At 44.2% G+C, this 20,684-nt stretch carries 24 protein-coding genes, 1 other RNA gene, 1 pseudogene and 1 riboswitch; of the genes and pseudogenes, 7 read left to right on the plus strand and 19 right to left on the minus strand.

Annotated elements, in window-relative coordinates; all coding sequences use genetic code 11:
• Positions 1-278: 278 nt before the first annotated feature.
• The 7 genes from EV212_RS08640 to EV212_RS08670 form a co-directional block, all read right to left on the minus strand.
• Complete coding sequence (locus EV212_RS08640) at positions 279-794, minus strand: hypothetical protein (RefSeq protein ID WP_132091877.1); 516 nt, start codon at positions 792-794, stop codon at positions 279-281.
• Entirely contained in the window at positions 794-1,255 is a 462-nt protein-coding gene (locus tag EV212_RS08645; RefSeq protein WP_132091880.1) for a DUF4430 domain-containing protein, read from the minus strand. The genes EV212_RS08640 and EV212_RS08645 overlap by 1 nt, the downstream gene beginning before the upstream one ends.
• 51 nt (positions 1,256-1,306) lie before the next feature.
• Positions 1,307-1,516, minus strand: a riboswitch (cobalamin riboswitch).
• A gap of 17 nt (positions 1,517-1,533) precedes the next feature.
• Positions 1,534-2,664: an epoxyqueuosine reductase gene (locus EV212_RS08650; protein WP_132091883.1), complete on the minus strand. Its 1,131-nt coding sequence runs from the start codon at positions 2,662-2,664 to the stop codon at positions 1,534-1,536.
• Positions 2,665-2,698: 34 nt separating this feature from the next.
• Positions 2,699-3,127, minus strand: coding sequence for a MarR family winged helix-turn-helix transcriptional regulator (locus EV212_RS08655; RefSeq protein WP_132091886.1), 429 nt, complete (start codon positions 3,125-3,127; stop codon positions 2,699-2,701).
• A 122-nt stretch (positions 3,128-3,249) separates the two neighbouring features.
• Positions 3,250-3,957: a CvpA family protein gene (locus tag EV212_RS08660; protein WP_132091889.1), complete on the minus strand. Its 708-nt coding sequence runs from the start codon at positions 3,955-3,957 to the stop codon at positions 3,250-3,252.
• A 17-nt stretch (positions 3,958-3,974) separates the two neighbouring features.
• Positions 3,975-5,240, minus strand: coding sequence for a DUF5711 family protein (locus tag EV212_RS08665; RefSeq protein ID WP_132091892.1), 1,266 nt, complete (start codon positions 5,238-5,240; stop codon positions 3,975-3,977).
• A gap of 68 nt (positions 5,241-5,308) precedes the next feature.
• A complete protein-coding gene (locus tag EV212_RS08670) occupies positions 5,309-6,445 on the minus strand; it encodes a LysM peptidoglycan-binding domain-containing protein (RefSeq protein ID WP_165873342.1) in 1,137 nt (378 codons plus the stop codon).
• 226 nt (positions 6,446-6,671) lie between these two features.
• Between EV212_RS08670 and yyaC the strand changes: the two are divergent.
• Positions 6,672-7,094: pseudogene (yyaC, locus tag EV212_RS13730) on the plus strand (spore protease YyaC); the annotation flags it as partial.
• 78 nt (positions 7,095-7,172) lie between these two features.
• On the opposite strand, the gene recR reads toward yyaC, so the two are convergent.
• From recR to lgt, 7 genes are all read right to left on the minus strand, one after another.
• Positions 7,173-7,769, minus strand: coding sequence for a recombination mediator RecR (gene recR / locus EV212_RS08680; RefSeq protein ID WP_132091901.1), 597 nt, complete (start codon positions 7,767-7,769; stop codon positions 7,173-7,175).
• Positions 7,769-8,119: a YbaB/EbfC family nucleoid-associated protein gene (locus EV212_RS08685; protein ID WP_132091904.1), complete on the minus strand. Its 351-nt coding sequence runs from the start codon at positions 8,117-8,119 to the stop codon at positions 7,769-7,771. Before EV212_RS08685 ends, recR begins: the two co-directional genes overlap by 1 nt.
• Positions 8,120-8,142: 23 nt before the next feature.
• Complete coding sequence (gene dnaX, locus EV212_RS08690) at positions 8,143-9,714, minus strand: DNA polymerase III subunit gamma/tau (protein WP_132091907.1); 1,572 nt, start codon at positions 9,712-9,714, stop codon at positions 8,143-8,145.
• Between the two features lie 24 nt (positions 9,715-9,738).
• Positions 9,739-10,815: a 6-phosphofructokinase gene (locus EV212_RS08695; RefSeq protein ID WP_132091910.1), complete on the minus strand. Its 1,077-nt coding sequence runs from the start codon at positions 10,813-10,815 to the stop codon at positions 9,739-9,741.
• Positions 10,816-10,968: 153 nt separating this feature from the next.
• Positions 10,969-11,231, minus strand: an RNA gene (gene ffs, locus EV212_RS08700) — signal recognition particle sRNA large type.
• Between the two features lie 41 nt (positions 11,232-11,272).
• Complete coding sequence (gene tadA / locus EV212_RS08705; RefSeq protein WP_132091913.1) at positions 11,273-11,773, minus strand: tRNA adenosine(34) deaminase TadA; 501 nt, start codon at positions 11,771-11,773, stop codon at positions 11,273-11,275.
• A gap of 3 nt (positions 11,774-11,776) precedes the next feature.
• Complete coding sequence (gene lgt, locus EV212_RS08710; RefSeq protein WP_132091916.1) at positions 11,777-12,601, minus strand: prolipoprotein diacylglyceryl transferase; 825 nt, start codon at positions 12,599-12,601, stop codon at positions 11,777-11,779.
• Positions 12,602-12,750: 149 nt separating this feature from the next.
• Here lgt and EV212_RS08715 point away from each other — a divergent pair, with 149 nt between their 5' ends.
• Entirely contained in the window at positions 12,751-13,446 is a 696-nt protein-coding gene (locus EV212_RS08715) for an anaerobic ribonucleoside-triphosphate reductase activating protein (protein WP_132091919.1), read from the plus strand.
• A gap of 130 nt (positions 13,447-13,576) precedes the next feature.
• Here EV212_RS08715 and EV212_RS08720 read toward each other — a convergent pair whose 3' ends face one another.
• Together EV212_RS08720 and EV212_RS08725 are read right to left on the minus strand one after the other, a co-directional pair.
• A complete protein-coding gene (locus EV212_RS08720) occupies positions 13,577-14,452 on the minus strand; it encodes a DegV family protein (protein ID WP_132091922.1) in 876 nt (291 codons plus the stop codon).
• Between the two features lie 99 nt (positions 14,453-14,551).
• On the minus strand, positions 14,552-15,484 hold the full coding sequence (locus EV212_RS08725; RefSeq protein ID WP_165873343.1) for a PaaI family thioesterase: 933 nt from the start codon (positions 15,482-15,484) through the stop codon (positions 14,552-14,554).
• A gap of 210 nt (positions 15,485-15,694) precedes the next feature.
• Between EV212_RS08725 and mgtE the strand changes: the two genes are divergently transcribed.
• Positions 15,695-17,029 carry a magnesium transporter gene (gene mgtE, locus EV212_RS08730; protein ID WP_207669088.1) on the plus strand — a complete coding sequence of 445 codons (1,335 nt, stop codon included), beginning with the start codon at positions 15,695-15,697 and terminating at the stop codon, positions 17,027-17,029.
• Between the two features lie 16 nt (positions 17,030-17,045).
• Positions 17,046-17,597 carry a prolyl-tRNA synthetase associated domain-containing protein gene (locus tag EV212_RS08735; protein ID WP_132091931.1) on the plus strand — a complete coding sequence of 184 codons (552 nt, stop codon included), beginning with the start codon at positions 17,046-17,048 and terminating at the stop codon, positions 17,595-17,597.
• Between the two features lie 51 nt (positions 17,598-17,648).
• Here the strand turns inward: EV212_RS08735 and EV212_RS08740 are convergent, their stop codons facing one another.
• Both EV212_RS08740 and EV212_RS08745 read right to left on the minus strand, forming a co-directional pair.
• Positions 17,649-18,053 carry an HI0074 family nucleotidyltransferase substrate-binding subunit gene (locus tag EV212_RS08740; protein WP_132091934.1) on the minus strand — a complete coding sequence of 135 codons (405 nt, stop codon included), beginning with the start codon at positions 18,051-18,053 and terminating at the stop codon, positions 17,649-17,651.
• Positions 18,040-18,339, minus strand: coding sequence for a nucleotidyltransferase family protein (locus tag EV212_RS08745; RefSeq protein ID WP_207669089.1), 300 nt, complete (start codon positions 18,337-18,339; stop codon positions 18,040-18,042). Before EV212_RS08745 ends, EV212_RS08740 begins: the two co-directional genes overlap by 14 nt.
• A 164-nt stretch (positions 18,340-18,503) precedes the next feature.
• Between EV212_RS08745 and EV212_RS08750 the strand changes: the two genes are divergently transcribed.
• Together EV212_RS08750 and EV212_RS08755 are read left to right on the plus strand one after the other, a co-directional pair.
• Positions 18,504-18,833 (plus strand): PadR family transcriptional regulator, encoded by a 330-nt coding sequence (locus EV212_RS08750; RefSeq protein WP_132091937.1) that lies wholly within the window; start codon positions 18,504-18,506, stop codon positions 18,831-18,833.
• A gap of 1 nt (position 18,834) precedes the next feature.
• A complete protein-coding gene (locus EV212_RS08755; protein ID WP_132091941.1) occupies positions 18,835-19,470 on the plus strand; it encodes a DUF2812 domain-containing protein in 636 nt (211 codons plus the stop codon).
• Here EV212_RS08755 and EV212_RS08760 read toward each other — a convergent pair whose 3' ends face one another.
• The gene (locus EV212_RS08760; RefSeq protein ID WP_132091944.1) at positions 19,471-19,734 is read right to left on the minus strand and encodes a hypothetical protein; all 264 of its coding nucleotides are present in this window, start codon (positions 19,732-19,734) and stop codon (positions 19,471-19,473) included.
• A gap of 215 nt (positions 19,735-19,949) precedes the next feature.
• Between EV212_RS08760 and EV212_RS08765 the strand changes: the two genes are divergently transcribed.
• Positions 19,950-20,621, plus strand: a complete 672-nt coding sequence (locus EV212_RS08765) for a response regulator transcription factor (RefSeq protein ID WP_132091947.1) — start codon at positions 19,950-19,952, stop codon at positions 20,619-20,621.
• Positions 20,622-20,684: the final 63 nt, after the last annotated feature.

Genomic DNA, 20,684 nt, shown 5'->3' on the forward strand with positions numbered 1-20,684 from the left:
TTCGTCCGTTCAGACTCATCAAGTGTTCACAGTCAAGAACTTTCGGGATTGTTTTATTGTTTAATTGTCAATGTCCATTTTTTGATGTTGCTCATTTCCGTCGTGCAACTTTTATAGGATAACACAGTTGCAAGTTTTTGTCAACATCTTTTTTTATTTTTTTTAGTTGTTTTTTCAACTTGTTTTGCTCTCTTGCGACAGCTTTGATAGAATACCACTATTTTTTTATCTTGTCAACACTATTTTTTAAAAAAATCAGATTTATTTTTCAGGTAGAATCATCTTTCGACATAATGCTCCGCCCGACTCAGAACAGAGACAATCGGCACGATCAGCATACCGCAAAAGAAGTTGCTTATCCCATGTATACAGTCCCACGGCAGGCCCGCTATGATCCATGCGGCTACCGCCTTCAGATTAAAACCAAACAAAACAATCTGTATGGGAGCGTATAACGTCCCAAATAAAAATCCATGGGCAGAGCATACCAGCATATACACGATTGGTCTTACTTTTTTTGGCATATTCTTTGGTAAAAGCATGACCATACCCCAGAGAATTGTCCATATATACAAGTAAGGTATCCACCATACAGAAAAACCGCTGAAGAATCCATTGAGAAATACATAGATATAGATTGGATACAGTGCTTTCTTCCGATAAACCAACGTAAATGCGACCACGAAGACGCCCAATAAATGTATATTGGGCAGCATCTCCATGATTACTTTTGAAACATACATAAGCGCTCCGAGCAGAGCAAATAACGTCATTTCTCTGGTTGACAGTTTCATTACTTTTCGACCTTAAAAGTATAATGGGCTCCCGCAGTAACTTCTGTCAAATCCACACTGTTCGCTGCGTACACATCATCTACATAAAAAGCCCAATATGTCTGATCGACATCATAATCCGCCGTGATCCCGTTTACACTCTGTACATATAAACCGTAAGGTCCCTCTTCGCCCGCTATCAGATTCAATTCCTCCAAAGCGTCTCCAACCGTTTTTTTGTCTGTATGAATCTCAAACTCTGTTTCATTTCCATCTTTGTCTACGACGCAAAAAGTAAATTCCGTCTGGCCGTCGCCCAAAACACTTCTTTCACCGGCAACGCTCTGTACCGACTCGGCTGTTGTCTGAGATTCTTGATTTTTTGTTCGGTTGCATCCTGTTGTACAAAATACTATAGCCACAATAAGCATCATACAAAGGAGCAAACAAAAACTCTTTTTGTTTCTTAATTTCATTTGCATTTTATTTTCTCCTTTATTTATATTTCCTCAAATACCGGCACTCGCAGTTTTTATAATGAGGCATATGTGTCTGGATATTCCGACTTGATACTTTACTGTTCAGCCTTCTCAGGGAATCCCAATGGCTCTGTCTCAAAATGTGGCCTTTGATAAGAACAGTCATTTATCCATATTTCACGGCGACGGGCTCGTACAGGATTTACACCTGTTTCCCCACACACATAATTTCTCTTAAATTATAACATCAAAATGTGAAATTTTCTCCTATAATTACAAAATTAAAAAGCTTTCACCGCACACATCTCCAGTGCATGAAGAATTTCTGCTTTTGTCCGCTCATCTGTATTTTCCTGCATTAACTGGCGTTTCAACGCTGCTTCCGCTTCTTTACCGCCAATCTTACCCAACGCCCAGGCAGCTGCACCCTGTACCCTTGGCTTACATGTTTCCAGAGCCTGCATAAGCGCCGGAACATGAGCCTGATCGCCGGTATTTCCTAAAGCGATCGCCGCATTTCTCTGAAAAAGCTCCAGCTTATGGATATAATTATAAGCAATTGGATAAATAACTTTTTCGTAATAATCCGGGGTTAAAAGCAATACCTTTTCCAGATCAAAATCTTCTGCCAACAGTTCCAGAAAATGATCGCGACGATTTGCCTGCGCCGCAACTTTTTTATTCCGCGGGCAAACTGCCTGACAAATATCACAGCCATGGATACTCGTTCCCGCCTTGTCCCGCACTTCCATATTGTAAGTTCCCCGCATCTGATTATAAAGCAGGCATTTTTCAGGTTTCAGTTTGCCCGGTGCATAAAGCGCTCCTGTCGGGCAGCTGTCAATGCAGAGATGACAATTCGGAGGGCAGCCGCATTCTACGGTAGGTTTATCATAAACTAATTCCTGATCGACCAGAAATGCTCTCAATATGATGTAGGAACCACATCCTTCCGCATAGGCAAAGTTATTTTTTCCATAATTTGTAATTCCTGCACGGGCGCAGGCGTTTCGCTCAGGCATATGAAGGCCCGGTGCTATATGGAGGCCAAGACTTTCCATATAATCCGTAAAAACCCTGAGGCGGGCTCCGTGTTCAGAATTCTCCTTCGGAAGATAGGTCCGGCTCAAATACGCTCTGCCAAAACTCTGAACCAGTTTCTCCGGATAGATTGTCTTGGAATAATCCCATACCAGCGCCACGATGGACTTTCCCTCCGGCATGACCGTTTTTGGCCTTGATCCTTTCAACGGGTCAATGGCATCGCCAACCAGAAACTGATAATCATCTATCCTGCTTCGAAATTCTTCTTCATATTCGCTGAAATCGTCTGCCGGAGCGATTCCTACCCTGGCAAAACCCAATTCATAGGCTTTATACTTGATTTTTAAAGTCAATTCCTGCTTATTCATGTTTTCCCTCCTTATCGCCCTTTCAGACCGCCGCTTATCTTTGCTTTAGCTCCTGGAGCCGAATTAACGTATCCACAAATTTTTCCGCTTCCTGTTCTCCGCCCAAAAGCTCGATCATCTCCTGCTGCATTTTTCTCCAAATCGGAAAGGCTTCCGCCATCTTCTGCTGCCCTTTTTCCGTCAGACTGAGAAGAACCTCTCTGCGGTTCTGTCCCCGCTCCGAATAAATATATCCCGCCTCAACCAGAGGCGCCAATGTCCGGGTCAATGTACTCTTATCCAGCTTGACTACCCGGGTCAAATCCGTAATATTGGTCGTCCCGGCAGACTTAATATTAATCATCAACGAAAATTGGGTCACTGTAATTTTCAGCGGACCAAACATTTTATCATAATACGCCGTCAATGCATTAGCCGCCCTCCGGGCGCTCATACACACACAGGGCAGAAATTTTTTATCCATTTGCCACACCTTCTATCCCCCCTTAATCCTTCAGCTCATCGCCGTTCCAATTGTTGTATATACAATAATTGTATCTACAACCAAATTACATAATAAAATGCGGCCTGTCAAGCCGCATTTCATTAAAAAAGCATTTTTCCCATATTCGTTAATGCAGACAACAAAAAGTTATGACCATAAAGAAAGCTCAACAGCGGATTTGCATTAATCTGAGCGCTGATCCATTGACCCGGTCCGGTCCATGCAAATACGGTAATAACAATACACAAAATCCATAAAATAATCATACCGTGGATCATCCCGCACACCACACCGCCAAGCACATTGATTCCGTGAAGCACCGGAAGCTTGCTGATCAAGTCCAATCCGGCCTCTATCACTTTCAATAGGATAAATGCCAGAAGAAAAACAATCAAAAAAGAGACGGCATTTAACACAAGACAGGCCATATAAGAAGCCACATATTGATTAAACTGGCTCACACCAAGTGCTTCATAAATCTGATTATTATTATTTTCAATCAATGCATCTTTCAGGTACTGAGGCAGTGGATACTGATTGATCTCTTCAATCTGCTGAGAAACTTTTTCTGCCTGAGTTTCACTGTATGTGTCCAGTTTTTCCTCAATCTGTCCGGAAATCATCGTATACATCGGTGTATGCTGAAGCACTTTTCCGAGATAAGGTCCGGTCTGAACAGCCACAAAAAGTGCGATTGCCACAGAAAATGCTGCAAAAAAAGTTTTAATAAAGCCCCGGATACCTCCGGCAATGATGGCGATTAAAAGAATAGCCGCCGCCACGATCAGAACATAATTTATACTCGTCAATTCCAATACCGCCCTTTCTATTTCAGTCGAATCGTCTGTACGTTTTGAACGTCAATCAAAATATATTCTTCGGATTTAATGCCAGGGAGAATACTTTCGATATTATGCTCAAAAGCATATTGGAATTTTTTATGTCCCCGATATGTATACATCTCACATTCCTGATCGTTATAAAATATAATATCCTTATCCGAAGCAGATACGGACTTATAATCAAAATCAAATGTAAATGATGCAGCTCTTCCTCCGGAAAAACGATAAACATTTACCTCATATTTATCTACTGTTTTCCCTTCTTTTGCTTCTTCCGTATTCTTTGTAATAACGCCTACATTCTTATCCGTAATAAAAATACTCTTTGCTTCTGCTTTAAACGCACAACTGAACTTTTCTGACACTGTATCTTTAAAGTGATATGTATAGAACCCATTTGCACCGCAGGCCAGCACTGTATCCGTCCCGACAAATTCCAGCCTTGGGAAAAGTTCATCATAGTCAAAGCTCCCCGCCGGTTCGCTGCTTGTTTCCTGGTTGGAGAAATTATAAAAAACCAGACTGGAACTGATCTTTCCTCCATTAAAGATAACATAGCTGACCACCAACCGTGTGCCGTCCTCCGATAAAGCCAATGTCAACGGATAACCCTTTGTGTTGATCGATGCCTTCACACTGGCCAGTATTTCGCCTTGTTTGCTGTAGAGATTAATCTGATTTGCATCATTGTCCGCAAGGACGACAGCGATAACCCCCTGCTGGCTTACCCTGATATCCTGCACTGGTTTTTCCAGTGCAATCCGCCCCTCCAGCCCGGTACCGTTAAAGATGTATACACTGTTGGCACCCACATCACCAATAGCCATATAGTCACCACAGGTACTCATCTTTGGCGCTGCCATGCCAAACACCTGATTCCATATCACTTGGCCATTATTATCTGTAAAGGAAATACCATCTTTACTATAACAGACCACACCATCTTCCCGAAAATAATAATTTGCAGACGTATCAGTCTTTCGTTCCATGGAATCCACCACTTCATAATTATGATACGTCCGCAAGAAAAACCAGAACGCGCAGCCAAACAGCAGCACGGCTGCCGCTACACCTATGGCAAAGGATTTTTTATGTTCTTTGATCCAGCATTGCGCCTGACGGAGCCGGTGTCTGATTCCCTTTGGGGTCTCTTGTGATTCATATTCTTCTGACAGATGGGCTTCGTCCGGCTCTGCACGATGAAGTACTCTATTCCATAGATTTTTCCAATAAGTACGTATTTTTTCCATTCTGAATTACTTTTTAACCTCCGTAAGAGACAGTATAACGCATTTTTTAAAAAATAGCACTACTTTTTTTATGGCAGTTCTAAAACCATTCCCTCATAAATTACATCCGGATCTTCAATATCATTGATTTCGCAAATGGTATCCACGTAATCCCGATCATTGTAAAGACTTAAGGAAATATTCGCCAGAGTGTCACCCTTTCGAACCGTATACCGTTTAGAGGTGGTCACATTTGTTGTCTTTGCCGATTCGGATGTCGTGCCGTTTTCACCCGTATCATCCTCCGTCACCACTTCATTCACAGGGTTCTGTTCCGCCCCTCCTGCAAAAGTTTCGGAAGTACTTTCTTCTGTCATTCCTGCACTGTTATTCGCTGTAACTGCACCTTCCACAACCTGAACATTCACTGTCTCATCGGTTACACTGCCGTTCACTGTTTTTGCCCGATTCGGCATATAAAACCGATTTACTAATGTCACTCCGAGAACTACAACGGCCGCGGCCGCTGCCATCGTCGCCGCCACATTCCTTCCCCGATGTTTATTTTCAACCGGCTTTACCTTTTCCGAACGCCGGCGGATATTTGTGGTTTTTTTCAGATTGGCCGCTTCCAGAAGCTCCTCGCTGCCGTGCCCTTTTCTATTTTCCACCATGTAATTCTGCATGTCTTCATTGCGTTCATAATAAATATAATATCCGTGCTGGCGCACCAGCTTTCCGCCTTCATAAAGAAAGAAAGCATCCTCCCGGTCCAGAGGGTCCATTAAAAATAATGTTTTTTCTCTCCCCGGAAATTGGTCGACATGAATTTTCGTTATTTTTTCATTGATACCCAAAGATTTTCCCGGACGCGTCAGAAACCATCCCACAATTTCGCAATCATGGAAATATTTCCGCATCGTTCCGTAAATATCTTCCCAGAGGTCCGTACAAAAAGATACCTGATCCTCTTCCACCTTCGCCGCCGGAATCCCTATGGCGCCATGGATAAAGGTCAGACGTATATCATCCTGCTTTGTGTGGAACCCTAAAAGCACCGCCGCACTCTGACGGTTTGGGTATTCCGATGCCAACTGATTCATATAGGTTACCACATAATCTTCCACGTAAATCTTTTTTTTCTCTTCTGGTAGACCAATCTGTCGGATATTCTTCGGTAATTTGAGTTTTTCCTGACTGTTTGACTGACTCATTACTTCAACCATTACCTCACCTTCCCTGAATCGCTCTTCGGAACATAGACAGAGTATCATATTCCTTCCGATTTATCTGGCGAAAGCTGTCACTTCAAATTTACAAATTGTCTTCCCTTTTCGCCCCAAAACATCAGGAAATTTCCTCCTGTCAAAAAACTGCATTCCATGTTTTACATACAAACGGAATAAAATGGCATATATTTGTACAGACTCAGGGAAAAAAGGAGTTTTCATCATGTATTGGATTCACCCGGATTTTCCGGATGCTTCTCAGTCTTTTTCAAATTGTCTGGCTTCCATGCTCCGGCAATATAATAAAAAAAATCGTCCCCTTGTGTTTGTTTGTATTGGCACCCCGTCCATTCTTGGTGACTGTCTCGGTCCGGTCATCGGTTCAATATTGTCTGTTGTCCCCGCTTCCGGCAACTCCGTTCCGGCGGACATCTACGGCACTCTGGACGCTCCCGTCCATGCCCTGAATTTTCAGGATACATGCCGTGAAATTAAAAAACGGCATCAAAAGCCATTTATTATAGCCATTGATGCCGCTCTGGGCAATTCCACCCAGTCCGGTTATGTTCTTTTGAAAAAAGGGCCCCTTCATCCTGGAAAAGGTGTCGGCAAAAAGCTGCCCCCAATCGGTCATCTGCAGATTACTGGTGTCTTTCAGGATATTTTTGCTCCGGCAGCCGGCCATCAAATGGCCCGTTTCAGCCGCTGCATCAGTCAGGGCATCTTAAAGCTCTACCCTGCCCTCCAATGCCCGAAGCAAAGTGACCTCATCGATGTATTCCAAATCCCCGCCAACGGGAACACCGCTGGCAATCCGGCTGACCTTGATTCCGGTCGGTTTGATTAATTTACTGATGTACATGGCTGTCGTCTCCCCTTCCAGACTGGAATTTGTGGCAATGATCACCTCATCCACATCCCCCTGGAGGCGGAGCATCAGCTCCTTAAGGCGGATATCATTGGGTCCGATGCCGAGCATCGGCGAGATAGCTCCATGCAGCACATGATAAACCCCTTCATATTTCCCGGTTTTCTCATAGGCTGCCAGGTCTCTCGGTGTCTCCACCACCATGATCACCTTTTTATTCCGCTTTTCATTGCGACAGATTGGACACAACTTACTGTCAGTCAGATTAAAACACTGACTGCAGTAACGGATATTTTCTCTGGCATCCACAATCGCCGAAGCCAGACCAGCTGCCTGATCTTTTGGCATGTTGATAATATGGAACGCCAGCCTCTGAGCTGATTTTGAACCAATTCCCGGCAATTTTGATAATTCTTCAATCAGACGTGTAATCTGACTGCTGTAATATGCCATTAAAATCCAAAGCCTCCAAATCCTCCAAGGCCTCCGGTAACTTTCGCCATGGACGCCTGAGATATTTCATCAATTTTGCGCAGTGCTTCGTTGGTAGCAGCAACAATCAAATCCTCCAACATCTCGATGTCATCCGGATCAACAACTTCTTCCTGGATTTTTACGGACAAAATCTCTTTTTTACCCGAAACCTTCACTGTCACCGCGCCGCCGCCGGCTGTAGCTTCTGCTTCTGTTTCTTCAAGAGCTTTGGACGCTTCCTCCATCTGTTTCTGCATCTTCTGTGCCTGTTTCATTAAATTATTCATATTTCCCGGCATCCCGCCCGGAAATCCACCTCTTTTTGCCATTTTATGCTCCTCCTTCAATTATTTTAAAATTGATCTTCATCAATAAATTCTACATGCTCTAAATGAATTTTATTCGGATTTATGAACAAAGCTTCTCCTGCTCTGCCCTTCTCTAAAAGTCTGGACACAATATGAACTTCCTTGCCAATATGCTCGCTGACCGCCTTTTCCACAGCTTCCCGGTGCGTCTCTGCATCAAAATAGCCTTTCTTCATATCATCATGAAAGCCTAAAATAATCTGATTATCCGGCCCCGCACTCACCATGGCAGATTTCAGCATCATCATTGTGCTTGTCTCAAGACCGCTGATAATTTTCCCCCACTGGGCCACCACAGCCTCTACATCCTTCGCCTGGGCCGGCGGCAGACTTTCTTCGACCGGTTCCGTCACCTTTTCATCCATCTCCACCGCGATTGCTCTCACAGGGGCCGCAGCCACGCCCCGCTCCACCATGTCTTCCAGTACAGCCAGCCGATTCAGGATGGATTCATAATTATTTTCCATCTGAGGCCTGCACAATTTCACTATGGCAAGTTCAACCAAAACTCTTTTTTGAGTTGAATAGCGGAGCTGATTCGTCAAATCAGAAAAAATGCGGATATAACGCATCAGTACGGCCTGCTTTATCTGCACCGCCTCTTCTTTTAAAGCTGCCAGATTTTCTGACGACATATCTAAGACATCCTCAAGCTGGTCTGAGCTCTGGACCAGCATGAGATTTCTCAGATACCATGTAAAATCTGTAACAAACTGATTCAGTTCCCGGCCCTGAATAACGACCTCTTCCACCAATTTCAGCGCTCCGGCCACATCCTGACCCATCACGCAGCGCAAAAGCCGGCTGAAAACACTGGTATCCACCGCCCCGAGAATCTCCAGAACATGATCGTAAGTCAGACGCTCATTCAGATAAAAAGCCACACATTGATCTAACAGGCTCAGGGCATCTCGCATGGAGCCATCCGCTGCCCTGGCAATATAACGCAGCGCTTTATCCTCCACATCCATTGCTTCTTTATCGGCCAGTTCTCTCAGACGGTCTGCGATGGTATCGATCGTAATTCTGTGAAAATCATAGCGCTGACAGCGTGAAAGGATGGTTACCGGAATTTTATGCGCTTCCGTCGTTGCCAGAATAAAAATAACATATTCCGGCGGTTCTTCCAGAGTTTTTAACAAAGCGTTAAAAGCACCGATGGAAAGCATGTGCACCTCATCAATGATGTACACTTTGAATCTTCCCTCTGTCGGAGAGTACTCCACCTCGTCCCGAATCTCACGGATATTATCCACACCGTTGTTGGAAGCTGCATCAATCTCGATGACATTCATTGACGCCTGACTCTGAATTGCCCGGCACATGGCACACTCGCCACAGGGGCTCCCGTCCACCGGATGCTCACAGTTCACCGCCCTGGCAAATATCTTAGCCACCGTCGTCTTTCCTGTTCCCCGGGTACCACAGAACAGATAGGCATGTCCGATGCGCCCGAGACGTATTTGATTTTTTAATGTTGTAACGATATGCTCCTGTCCTTTAACATCCTCAAAATTCTGGGGACGCCACTTTCGATAGAGCGCCTGATAGGACATGTTTTCCACTCCCTGTTCTATTTTCTATTCATCACCGAAACAGATGCCCATATCCTTAGCTTCCTGGATAGCGGCTCCCTTCGGGTCCACATATTTTAGTTTTCCGGCTACGCTGTTAAGCGATACATTCACGACCTCAAAGCCATCAAAGGCAACCATACGGCCATATTTACGTTCTACGACCAGACGCCCCGCCGCCGCGCCAAGTCGTGATGAAATAAACCGGTCATAGGGGTCCGGTCCGCCGCCGCGCTGCGTATGTCCCGGGACGGTGATCCGCACTTCCCGTCCGATAGCCTCTTCGATCTTTGCTCCAAGCTCATAAGAAATGGACGGATACGGACTACTGGCAATCTTTTTATTATATTCTTTTTTGCTGAGCTGTGCATCTTCTTTGGAGATTGCCCCTTCGGCAACCGCCAGAATCGAGAAACGTTTTCCTGCCTTATGACGGCGTTCAATAGCCGCCAACACACAGTCCAGATCATAAGGAATCTCCGGAAGAAGGATGATATCCGCACCACCCGCAATACCTGCATGGAGTGTCAGCCAACCGACTTTATGACCCATGACTTCCACAATAAACACCCGTCCATGGGAAGCAGCAGTGGTATGAATACAGTCAATCGCATTCGTCGCAATATCTGCCGCACTCTGGAAACCAAAGGTCATATCCGTACCGTAAATATCATTATCGATGGTCTTTGGCAGTGAAACCACATTCATTCCCTCTTCCATCAGAAGATTGGCTGTTTTCTGTGAGCCATTACCGCCTAAAATAACCAGGCATTCCAATCCCAGTTCCCGGTAGGTTTTCTTCATAGCCGCTACCTTGTCCAAACCATCTGCTTCAATGACACGCATTTTTTTAAAAGGCTGACGCGAAGAACCTAAGATCGTTCCTCCCATCGTCAATATCCCTGAAAAATCTGAGGGCCTCATCACCCGGTAGTCATTATGCATTAATCCACGATATCCATCCATGAAACCCAGAATTTCCACATCATCCAGTTTATTATAAAGAACCTTTGCAACACCGCGCATCGTCGCATTTAACGCCTGACAGTCGCCGCCGCTTGTCAACATACCAATTCTTCTCATAGCTTTTTCGCTTCCTTTCTGTTAAGCCCGGTTCTCCACTCTCCGGCAAAACACACTTCTTATCATAAATGAAAGAAGAAATAAATGCAATATCCTTCCGAAAAAAGAAAAGCTCCCGTCATAAAACGAGAACTTTTTTAATTCATTTAAAATCCGTGCATCCTGCTTCGAATCACTCCCACAGACGTTACCTGTACAGTTAACTCAGCCCAGGCACCCTCGCGGCACACAAAAGATCCCGCTTAGTGCTGCTCCATTCCTGACCTGACACGGTTCACGGGTTTCTGTTGCGCAAGACCCAGGCTTCAACGCCACTTATACAGGGCAGCTCCACAGGATATGACCCTCAGACAGGACATCACCCCTGCTGTAGCGGATTGCAGGTACAAGGCACCGCTATCTCCCCGGCTGCACGGAAAGGTTATAACATTGTCGCATCACCCAGTATATCTTGTTTTTATTTTTCTGTCAAGGACTGGTCTGCCTGCTTTTTTCGAGCTTTTTTGAGTTTCCGCAGTTCCCTGAAAAAACTACTGAGCATCTCTGAACATTCCATACCCAGTACCCCCGTCTCCAGTTCCACCTGATGATTAAAGCCTTCTGTTTGCAAAACATTTAAAACCGAACCCGCACATCCTGCTTTCGGGTTCATTGACCCTATGACAACCCGCGGAATCCGGGCCTGCACAATGGCCCCGGCACACATCGGACAGGGTTCCAATGTCACATACATCGTACAGCCTTCCAGCCGCCAGTCCCCGATAACTTTACTGGCCTTATTCATGGCGATAATCTCCGCATGAGCCAGGGTATTTTTCTTCAAATTCCGTTTGTTATAGCCTCTGGCGATAATCTTATCTTCGCAAACAATCACACAGCCAATAGGGACTTCCTCGATGGCAGCCGCCTTCTTCGCCTGCTTTATGGCTTCTTTCATATATTTCTCGTCCTGTGTCATGAATTATTCCCCATTCTTCTGCGCATTATCTAACAAATACTTTCCTTCATAGATTTTAGAACGCAAACGTCCCGAATGAATCCCCCAGGCAATCCCCAGGCCAACACCGATCAAAACAGCAGACAACACCTGGGACACCCGGACTCCCGGAATCAGATACAAACTGTCTGTCCGCAATCCTTCAATGAAACACCGTATGGCGCCATAGCCAACCAGGTAAAGCACGGTCATCCACCCATCCTTTTTGACTCGCCGTGCCACGATCATCATAATGATAAAAAGGACCAGATTTGCTGCACTTTCATAAAAAAATGTAGCCTGATGCCATTCCTGAAGATCATCAATAAATACACCATACGGGAAAAACTGCAAGTCCGGATTCGTGATCAGATTTCCAAAAGCCTCCTGGTTGGTAAAATTTCCCCATCTGCCGATAATCTGTCCCAGCAGCAGACTTGGCATAGCAAAGTCCATCAGCTTTAAAAACGGAAACTTCTGAATTTTACAAAACACGATTGCCGTGACCACACCGCCAATAACGCCGCCGTAAATGGCCAGACCGCCTTCGCGAATGGCAAAAATCCGGCTTAAATCCTGACTGTAATATTCCCACTCAAAAGTCACATAATATATACGTGCACAAATAATGGCGATCGGCACAGCAAATAATACAAAATCAATGATCAAATCAGATTTATATCCGGCTTTCTGAGCACGCCAGGCTGCGATGCAGGTTGCCAGAACCATGCCGAATCCGATAATAACGCCATACCAGGCAATATTAAATCCTTCAATGCCAAACAGGTTGTGTATGATAAAACGATCCATTGTTTCGACCTCCGTCCTACAAAACTTACTTAGTGAGTATATTACTACACTTTTTTCAATAATTCAAATTTAATTTCATTGTACCCACTTTCGTTTTATGCTAGAATAAAAAGAAAACAAATGATTTAAAATTTGAAGAGGGTATACGCATGGAAATCAAAGGACTTGCAAAAACAACTTTATTAGACTATCCCGGACATGTGGCCGCCACATTATTTGTCGGCAATTGCCAGTTTAAATGTCCTTTCTGTCATAATGGCTCTCTCGTCACCAAGGCGTCTCAGCTTCCGAATATTCCTTTGGAAGAGGTTTACGCCTTTCTTGAGAAACGCCGCGGTGTATTGGACGGCGTATGTGTCACCGGCGGTGAACCGACGTTTCAGCCGGACTTAAGGGAATTACTTTATGATATAAAAAGTATGGGATATCTTGTCAAGCTGGACACCAACGGCTATGACCCGATTCAGCTTGACCATTTATTTAAAGAAGGCCTTGTCGATTATATCGCCATGGATATTAAAAACAGTCAGGAAAAATATGCAAAAACCGTCGGACGGACGGATTTCGACCTGACCCGGATCAAACTGTCTGTAGATTTAATTCGTGACAGCGGCCTGGACTATGAATTCCGTACAACCGTTGTCCGTGAACTTCATTCCATTGACGATATGTACGAAATCGCCCGCTGGCTGGAAGGCTCCATGGCTTACTATATTCAATCTTATGTTGCTTCTGAAGATGTCATTATGCCGATTTTCTCCAGCTATTCGAAGGATGAACTGATGGCTATACAGGCACTCATGAAAGAATATATTCCCCGTGTCTTTCTCCGGGGCGTCGATTAAAAAAGCTGCCAGAAACATACTAAAACGTGTTTCTGGCAGCCTTATTTTACACCCATGCGAAGCATCTGACATACGGTATGCCCGGATGGGTATGTATTCCGGGTCACTGTGAATTACATAGCCTGACGGATTATCTACGGTCTCCCATATAGAACAGTGCAATGGTCCCCGGTCCGGAATGGGCGCCGATCGTCGGGCTTACCGGACTGATCAGAAAGTTTTCAATACCGAATCGTTCTTTAACCAGACCGGCTACATATTCTGCCTCTTCCGGCGCATCCCCATGACTGATAAATACGATGTCATTCTTATCCCGATAGCTGCCGATGGTCCGCTCCATATTATCTACAAGGGCATTCAGTGACTTCTTTCGCCCACGCACTTTTCCGATTGGAATCAATCGGCCTTCATCACTGACATGAAGAATTGGTTTTACATGAATCAATGTTCCGGCCACAGCCGTCAGCTTTGAAACTCTTCCGCCCCGATACAAATGATTGAGGTCATCTACCGTAAACTGATGGCAGAAATGCAGCTTATTTTCTTCAACCCAGGCTGCCGTCTCTTCAATGGTTTTGCCTTCTTTGCGAAGCTGCACAGCTTTATGAACGACCAGTCCCTGACCCAGTGATGCCGACAACGTATCTATGACGATCACTTTATTTTCTGTATACTGTTCATTTAATTCACTGGCAACGACCGCCGCGTTATTATAGCTGCTGCTCAATTCCGAAGAAAAGGCCAAATGCAGGATATCCTTTCCTTCCTTCAAATATTTTTCAAACATTTCATGCAGTTCTTCCGGATTGGCCGCCATAGTCGTCGGCATCTCCCCGCCCCGCATCATGTCATAAAATTCTTTAACTTCCAGTTCTATCTCCTTGCCGTAAGCAACGCCTTTCATATTGTAATATAATGTAACTACATCAAGCCCATGCTCTTGAATGTAACTTTTTGGCAAGTCACAGCATGTATCTGTAGTGATCATAAAACTCAAATCGCTCATTGTCTCTCCCTCCATATCTGATTTCTTATAGTCAGGCCCATTTTAACACAAGCATTCCAGCTCCGCAACACCCTGTTCCGTTCAAAACGCCCATCCCGGTCACTGCTGCAGACTGTAAAATACCATATCAACCGTACAAATCAGCATCTCTTTATCATCCCGGATTTCCACCAAAAAAGTCCGAATTTTTTTCCCCAGCTTTTTCGGCACAGCTTCCGCAATCAGATATTTCGGCCAGAAGGCCGCATTTAAAAACTGGATATTACTGTTGACCGTTGTACAAATGCCTCCCAGAGAAGAAGCCGCGATGCCACAGACTGCATCCGCCAGTGTGAACAGGCAACCGCCATGCACTGTTCCGATCGGATTCATATGCTCCGGGCGAATATCCAACCGGGCTTTACATGTTCCTTCGCCCCGTTCCAGAAAATGCACGCCGACAAATTTTCCAAAATCATGATCGTTCAGCAATACTCCCGTAACACAGGCTATCGGCATGTTGGTTTTTTCCGGAATAAAATTCAGGCTGACAAATTCCTTTTTATCGATCTCAATAACAATCCCACTTCCTGCCTCACAAGAGCATTCCTCACCATTCCATTCCATCCGGAATCCGGTATCAAATCCTAAAAATGCCATCACGCAAGCGCCCATCGCTTCCCCCACACGCATTTTCTTCTCTTTATCAAGTATCATCTTTCGAATAAAACCTCGGACACCACCGGCCATAAACATATTAAAAACCCGGCCAGTTCCGGTTAATTCCAGACTTTCCTGCTCCTCACAGGAAAAAGTCTGTCCAATCTCAAACGTCTGTTTTCCGGATTCGCAATTCACTGCCTCTGCCCGACCGTCGAGCATAATATGGCAACTTGATACACGATCACTTCCGAAATAAAGTTTTTTATTTTCATCCAGCTGACTTACTGAAAGACCGATCCTGAAATCAACATTCTCTAAAACGGTATGTTCCGGATAGGAGAAAAAAAGTCTTTCTCCCACATCTTTTAATAAAACTTTTGTTATTTTCATTTCTATCACATCCCACATCATTATATCGGTTAATTGGCAAAAAAACAATGGTGGGACTGTTCATTTTGTTTTTTTGTGTTATACTAATTAATGACATTTTTCCGAAAGGCAGGTGGTTTTTATGAAACATCATATAGAAAATTTTCTTGACGTTCCCGGGCCCGAGCCCTCTGATTTTGTAAAAACTACATACCGAAAAGGAGAATGGCGATGTTTAATAAGATTAATGAATTATTAGAAAACAAGCTGTACATTGAAGCTCGCCGGGAAATTGCCGAGATGAATCCGGTAGATATTGCCGTACTGATTGAGGAATTTCCAAAAGACGAGCGAAATAAAATTTTTCGACTACTGCCAAAATCTCTGGCAGCCGACGTATTTTCCTATCTCCCCATTGAACTTGAACAGGACATCATCGTTGCCCTGTCTGACAAGGAAGCCGGCCATATTCTGGATAATTTGAACGCCGATGATGCGGCAGCTCTGATTGACGAAATGCCGGCCAATGTGGTGAAAAAACTTTTAGCCAATGCCGACCCGGAAACGCGCCGGGATATCAACCATCTTCTCCAATACCCGGATGACTCTGCCGGAAGTATTATGACTGTGGAGTTCATGGATTTGAAGGAATCCTATACCGTGGAACAGTCTCTCCGCAAAATCCGTATGGAAGGAATTGATAAAGAGACGATCAATACATGTTATATCCTGAATCCGCACCGCCGTTTGCTCGGCGCTATTTCCCTGCGCCGTCTGCTTTTGAGTGACCCGGTAGAAAAGATGAGTAATATCATGGAAGACCATGTCATCTCCGTAAACACTCAGACAGACCAGGAAGAAGTTGCCCAACTTTTTCAGAAATACGACTTTACGTCAATCCCCGTAGTCGACAGCGAAGGTCGCCTTGTCGGTATTATCACGGTCGATGATATCGTAGATATCTTACAGCAGGAAGCCACTGAGGATATTGAAAAGATGGCAGCCATTACACCAACAGATAAGCCTTACATGAAGACCGGCGTGCTGGAAACATGGAAAAAACGTATCCCCTGGCTTTTGATTTTGATGATATCCGCCACATTTACCGGACGGATCATCTCCCACTATGAGGCAGCATTAGCTTCTTATGTGGTTTTGACCGCTTTTATTCCGATGCTTATGGACACAGGCGGCAATGCCGGAAGCCAGGCTTCCGTATCCATTATCCGCGGTCTTTCCCTGAATGAGATCGACTATTCGGATACGCTGAAAATTTTACTTAAAGAATTATTGGTCGGCATTTTGATTGGCGCTACTCTGGCCGTTGCCAACTTTGTAAAACTGCTCGTCATTGACCGGGTGACCGTCACTATTGCTGCTGTTGTCTGCCTGACACTGATCGTTACCGTTGTATTTGCCAAACTGGTCGGCTGTTCTCTGCCGGTCTTAGCCAAACGTCTCGGTTTTGACCCGGCGGTCATGGCCAGTCCTTTTATCACGACCATTGTTGACGCATTATCCCTGATGATGTATTTCAAAATTGCCGGTGCAATTCTTCATATTTAACGAAAGAAGGTCTGTTATGTCCATCATTATCGACACTACCGTTTACGACGGGGCTCCAGCCGATACCGAAGGACGCCAGGAGCGTGAACTCCGCACTTACCGCCTGCTGGAACAATTAAATATCCCTTTCCGGCGGCTTGACCACGGAGCCGCTATGACGATGGAAGATTGTGACGGCATCGACGCCCTCTTAGATATCGACCACTGTAAAAACCTGTTTTTACGCAATACACAGAAAACCAAATTTTATCTGCTTCTTCTTCCCCACCACAAAAAGTTCCGCACAGCCGTCCTTTCCAGACAGATCGGCACGGCGCGGCTCTCCTTCGCAGAGGAAGAATTCATGGTCAGATATCTGGATATCCATCCCGGCTCTGTCAGCATTCTTGGACTGATGAATGACACAGAGCACAACGTCCGTCTGCTCATTGACACCGAAGCTCTGAACCGTGAGTATATGGGATGCCATCCTTGTGTCAACACCTCCAGCCTGCAGATCAGGACTTCGGATATCTATGACAAATTTTTAAAATATACCGGGCACGAACCAACTTTCGTGACATTATAACAAAACAATCCCTTAGTCACCGGAATACCTATCCATGACTGAGGGATTGTTCTATAGCTCATTTAAAACATCTTCGTATTTTTCTTCTATTTTCACCTTTAAATCAATAAATGCCGGAATATATCTGTCCAATATCATTCGTGCAAGTTCTTTTGCCTGATTACCATTATAAATATGACTGGTATCATTTCTATCCCGAAGCATCGAAAGCCAGACATCTTCATCCAAGAAGCCAAAATATGCGTAAGACGCTTTTAAAATCTCCCTCGGAGAACCCGTCTTTGCTCTGCTTTCACCTTCATACACCAAAAGTTCTTTTAACACTTTCCAGCCCAATTCAAATTGAAGAGAAAATTTATCAATAATACCACTGATAATAAATTCATTATCCATGTCTTCATCATAGGCTTTCTTCAAAACATTTAACTGTCTTACATAATTATCAAATTTTTTCATATAAGATAACTCCATCTCTATTGATTTCATCAAGTAATTCCTCTGAAATACTTTCTCTGTTCATATCCACCATATCAAAACGAAGCAGTGTCCATACCTTTTCTTCTACTTCTGCCTGAAAATCGAAAAACTTTTCACATCCATATACAGCCAGATCGATATCGCTTTTTTCCTGATTTGTCCCTCTGGCTCTTGACCCAAAAAGCACAATCTTTTCTACTCCAAACTGCTTTCCAATATGAGCAATCTGACGATATATTTCATTTATTTTGTCCTTCTGATACATTTTTCACATCCTCCGGGTTCATACCTATCACTTTTTTCAGTATATCATATCCTCTGAATAATAAAAAGCAGGAAAATATGTTGACAGACGATATATATCGTGATGCGATATATTTAAAGATGATATATCGTCAATCGACATATATACACTACAGGAGGATGAACATGTCCAGAAAAAATGAACCTCTCACTGAAAGTTATTTTTATATTCTTCTCTGCCTTTACCATACCCCCATGCACGGCTATGGCATTATGCAGAAAACCGCAGAACTTTCACAGGGAAATGTAAAAATCGGTTCCGGTACCATGTACGGTGCGACGGAAAATATGATGAAGAAGGGATGGATTCGTGAAACCTTCAGCGATAATCCCGAAGATAAACGCAAGCGGCTCTATGAATTAACCGATTCAGGCCGGGATATTCTGGAACAGGAAATCCGGCGTCTGAAACACCTGGTAGAAATTTCAGAAAAAGTAATTAAGGAGGGCAACTAACATGAAAGACACTATCACCAGTCATAAATTTTATGCCGTATGGGAATATAAACGTGAAGAGAATGATCTGAATGAAGCTTCAAAAAACGGTCTGCAGCTGGTCAAAGGCGGATGTTTTCATTCTGTTTTTCGTAAAGACAACTCTATTCGCTACATTTACCAATTAGACTATTGTCCTAAGATATCCGACAAAAGCCGTTACATTGAATGTTTTCAGGATGCGGGTTGGGAATATGTAAACTCTACTTTTAACGGCTGGCACTATTTCCGCCGCCCATATGTCCAGGGACTTTCAGAGGAAGATACAAAAATATATACGGACCTCGACTCTCTCTATGCTATGGAAAACCGCTGGTGCCGACTGCTTCGCTTTCTTTCCATATTCGCCCTGCTCATGGCTCTTATAAATATCGGCATGCTCCTGTGTCGTTTCGATGCCACAAATAAACACACCCTTATCTATGTGCTGGAAACGGCAGCCATGTTCATTTTTTCAGCGACTTCTTTTATGGCTCTGCAAAATATCAATCGGATGCGTCGGGGGGAAAAAGCCGGATTTGTACCGCCTTTTCAGATTGTCTACCCACTGGTTTTGTTTCTGGTTATTTTCTGTATGATACTTATCTTCTTTATCTGATCAGGCAGATATTGCATCCAGCTTTTCACTATGCCCGGCAACAATCCTTTTGAGCAGCTCAACATCCTGCCCGACCGATTCCACCTGGTTTGTTGCCGACGCGTACCGCTGGGCGGCCGGCAGATAATTCTGCGAAAGGATTCGGATATTGGGTTTCACATCCTGCTCAATATGAAATTTTACCGCTTGAATATCCTTTTTTAAAGGAGCCAGTTTTATGTCAATTATATTTGATATTTCTAACAAAAATTCATGTTCTGTCATCTGCCTCATCCCCCTTTCTTTTTGTACTATTATATCCCCCGGCGAAACTAAAATCCCTCTTTTTCGTTCGACAAAAGCCACAATCTGGCGCATAAGTTCTGGTTCTTGCCCACGGCAATTCTTGCAAGTTTCTTAATTCCTTCCCTCGCTCCTTGGTTTTCCCCGGTTCCCATGATAAAATGAAAGCACTTGGCAAAAATAAAGCAGGTGAATATATGTATACGATAGCTATTGTAGATGATGATTGTTATATAGGAAATATGTTGGAAGAAGTTCTGACCCGGGCCGGATATTCAGTCATCCGCGCCTATTCGGGAACGGAAGCTCTTATGTTATTTGAACAGACTCAGCCGGACCTGATTCTGCTCGACCTGATGCTTCCGGGCTGTTCCGGAGAAAAGGTTCTGACAAAAATCCAAAAGGTTCCTGTCATCGTCATCAGCGCCAAAGTAGATATCCAAAATAAAGTCAACGTTTTACTCGGTGGTGCCGTCGATTATCTCACCAAGCCTTTTGAGATGGAGGAACTCCTCGCACGGATCACTGTTCAATTGCGCCGCCGCCCCGGCCTTCACCCCGGAGAGATGCTGACCTTTGATGAGATTCTTCTGGACCCGGACAGTCACAGGGTTTCAGTCTCTTCTAATAATGTCCATCTGACCAAAACAGAATTTGCCATTCTAAAGCTTTTGATGCAAAATCCGTCTCAGGTGATCACAAAATCGGTCATGCTGGACAAGATTGCCATGGACACGCCGGACTGCATGGAAAGCTCCTTAAAAGTTCATATCAGCAACCTTCGAAAAAAGCTTCGGAGCATTAACGGCAAAGACTATATTGAAGCCGTCTGGGGTATCGGTTTTAAATTAAGGGAAGATGACCTTTAATCTTTATTTACTTTTTATTTACGTTTTTCTTTACCGCTCTCTTAACGTTTCTCACTTAAAATG

This window comes from Frisingicoccus caecimuris (assembly GCF_004340975.1).
Classification (GTDB): Bacteria; Bacillota; Clostridia; order Lachnospirales; family Lachnospiraceae; genus Frisingicoccus; species Frisingicoccus caecimuris.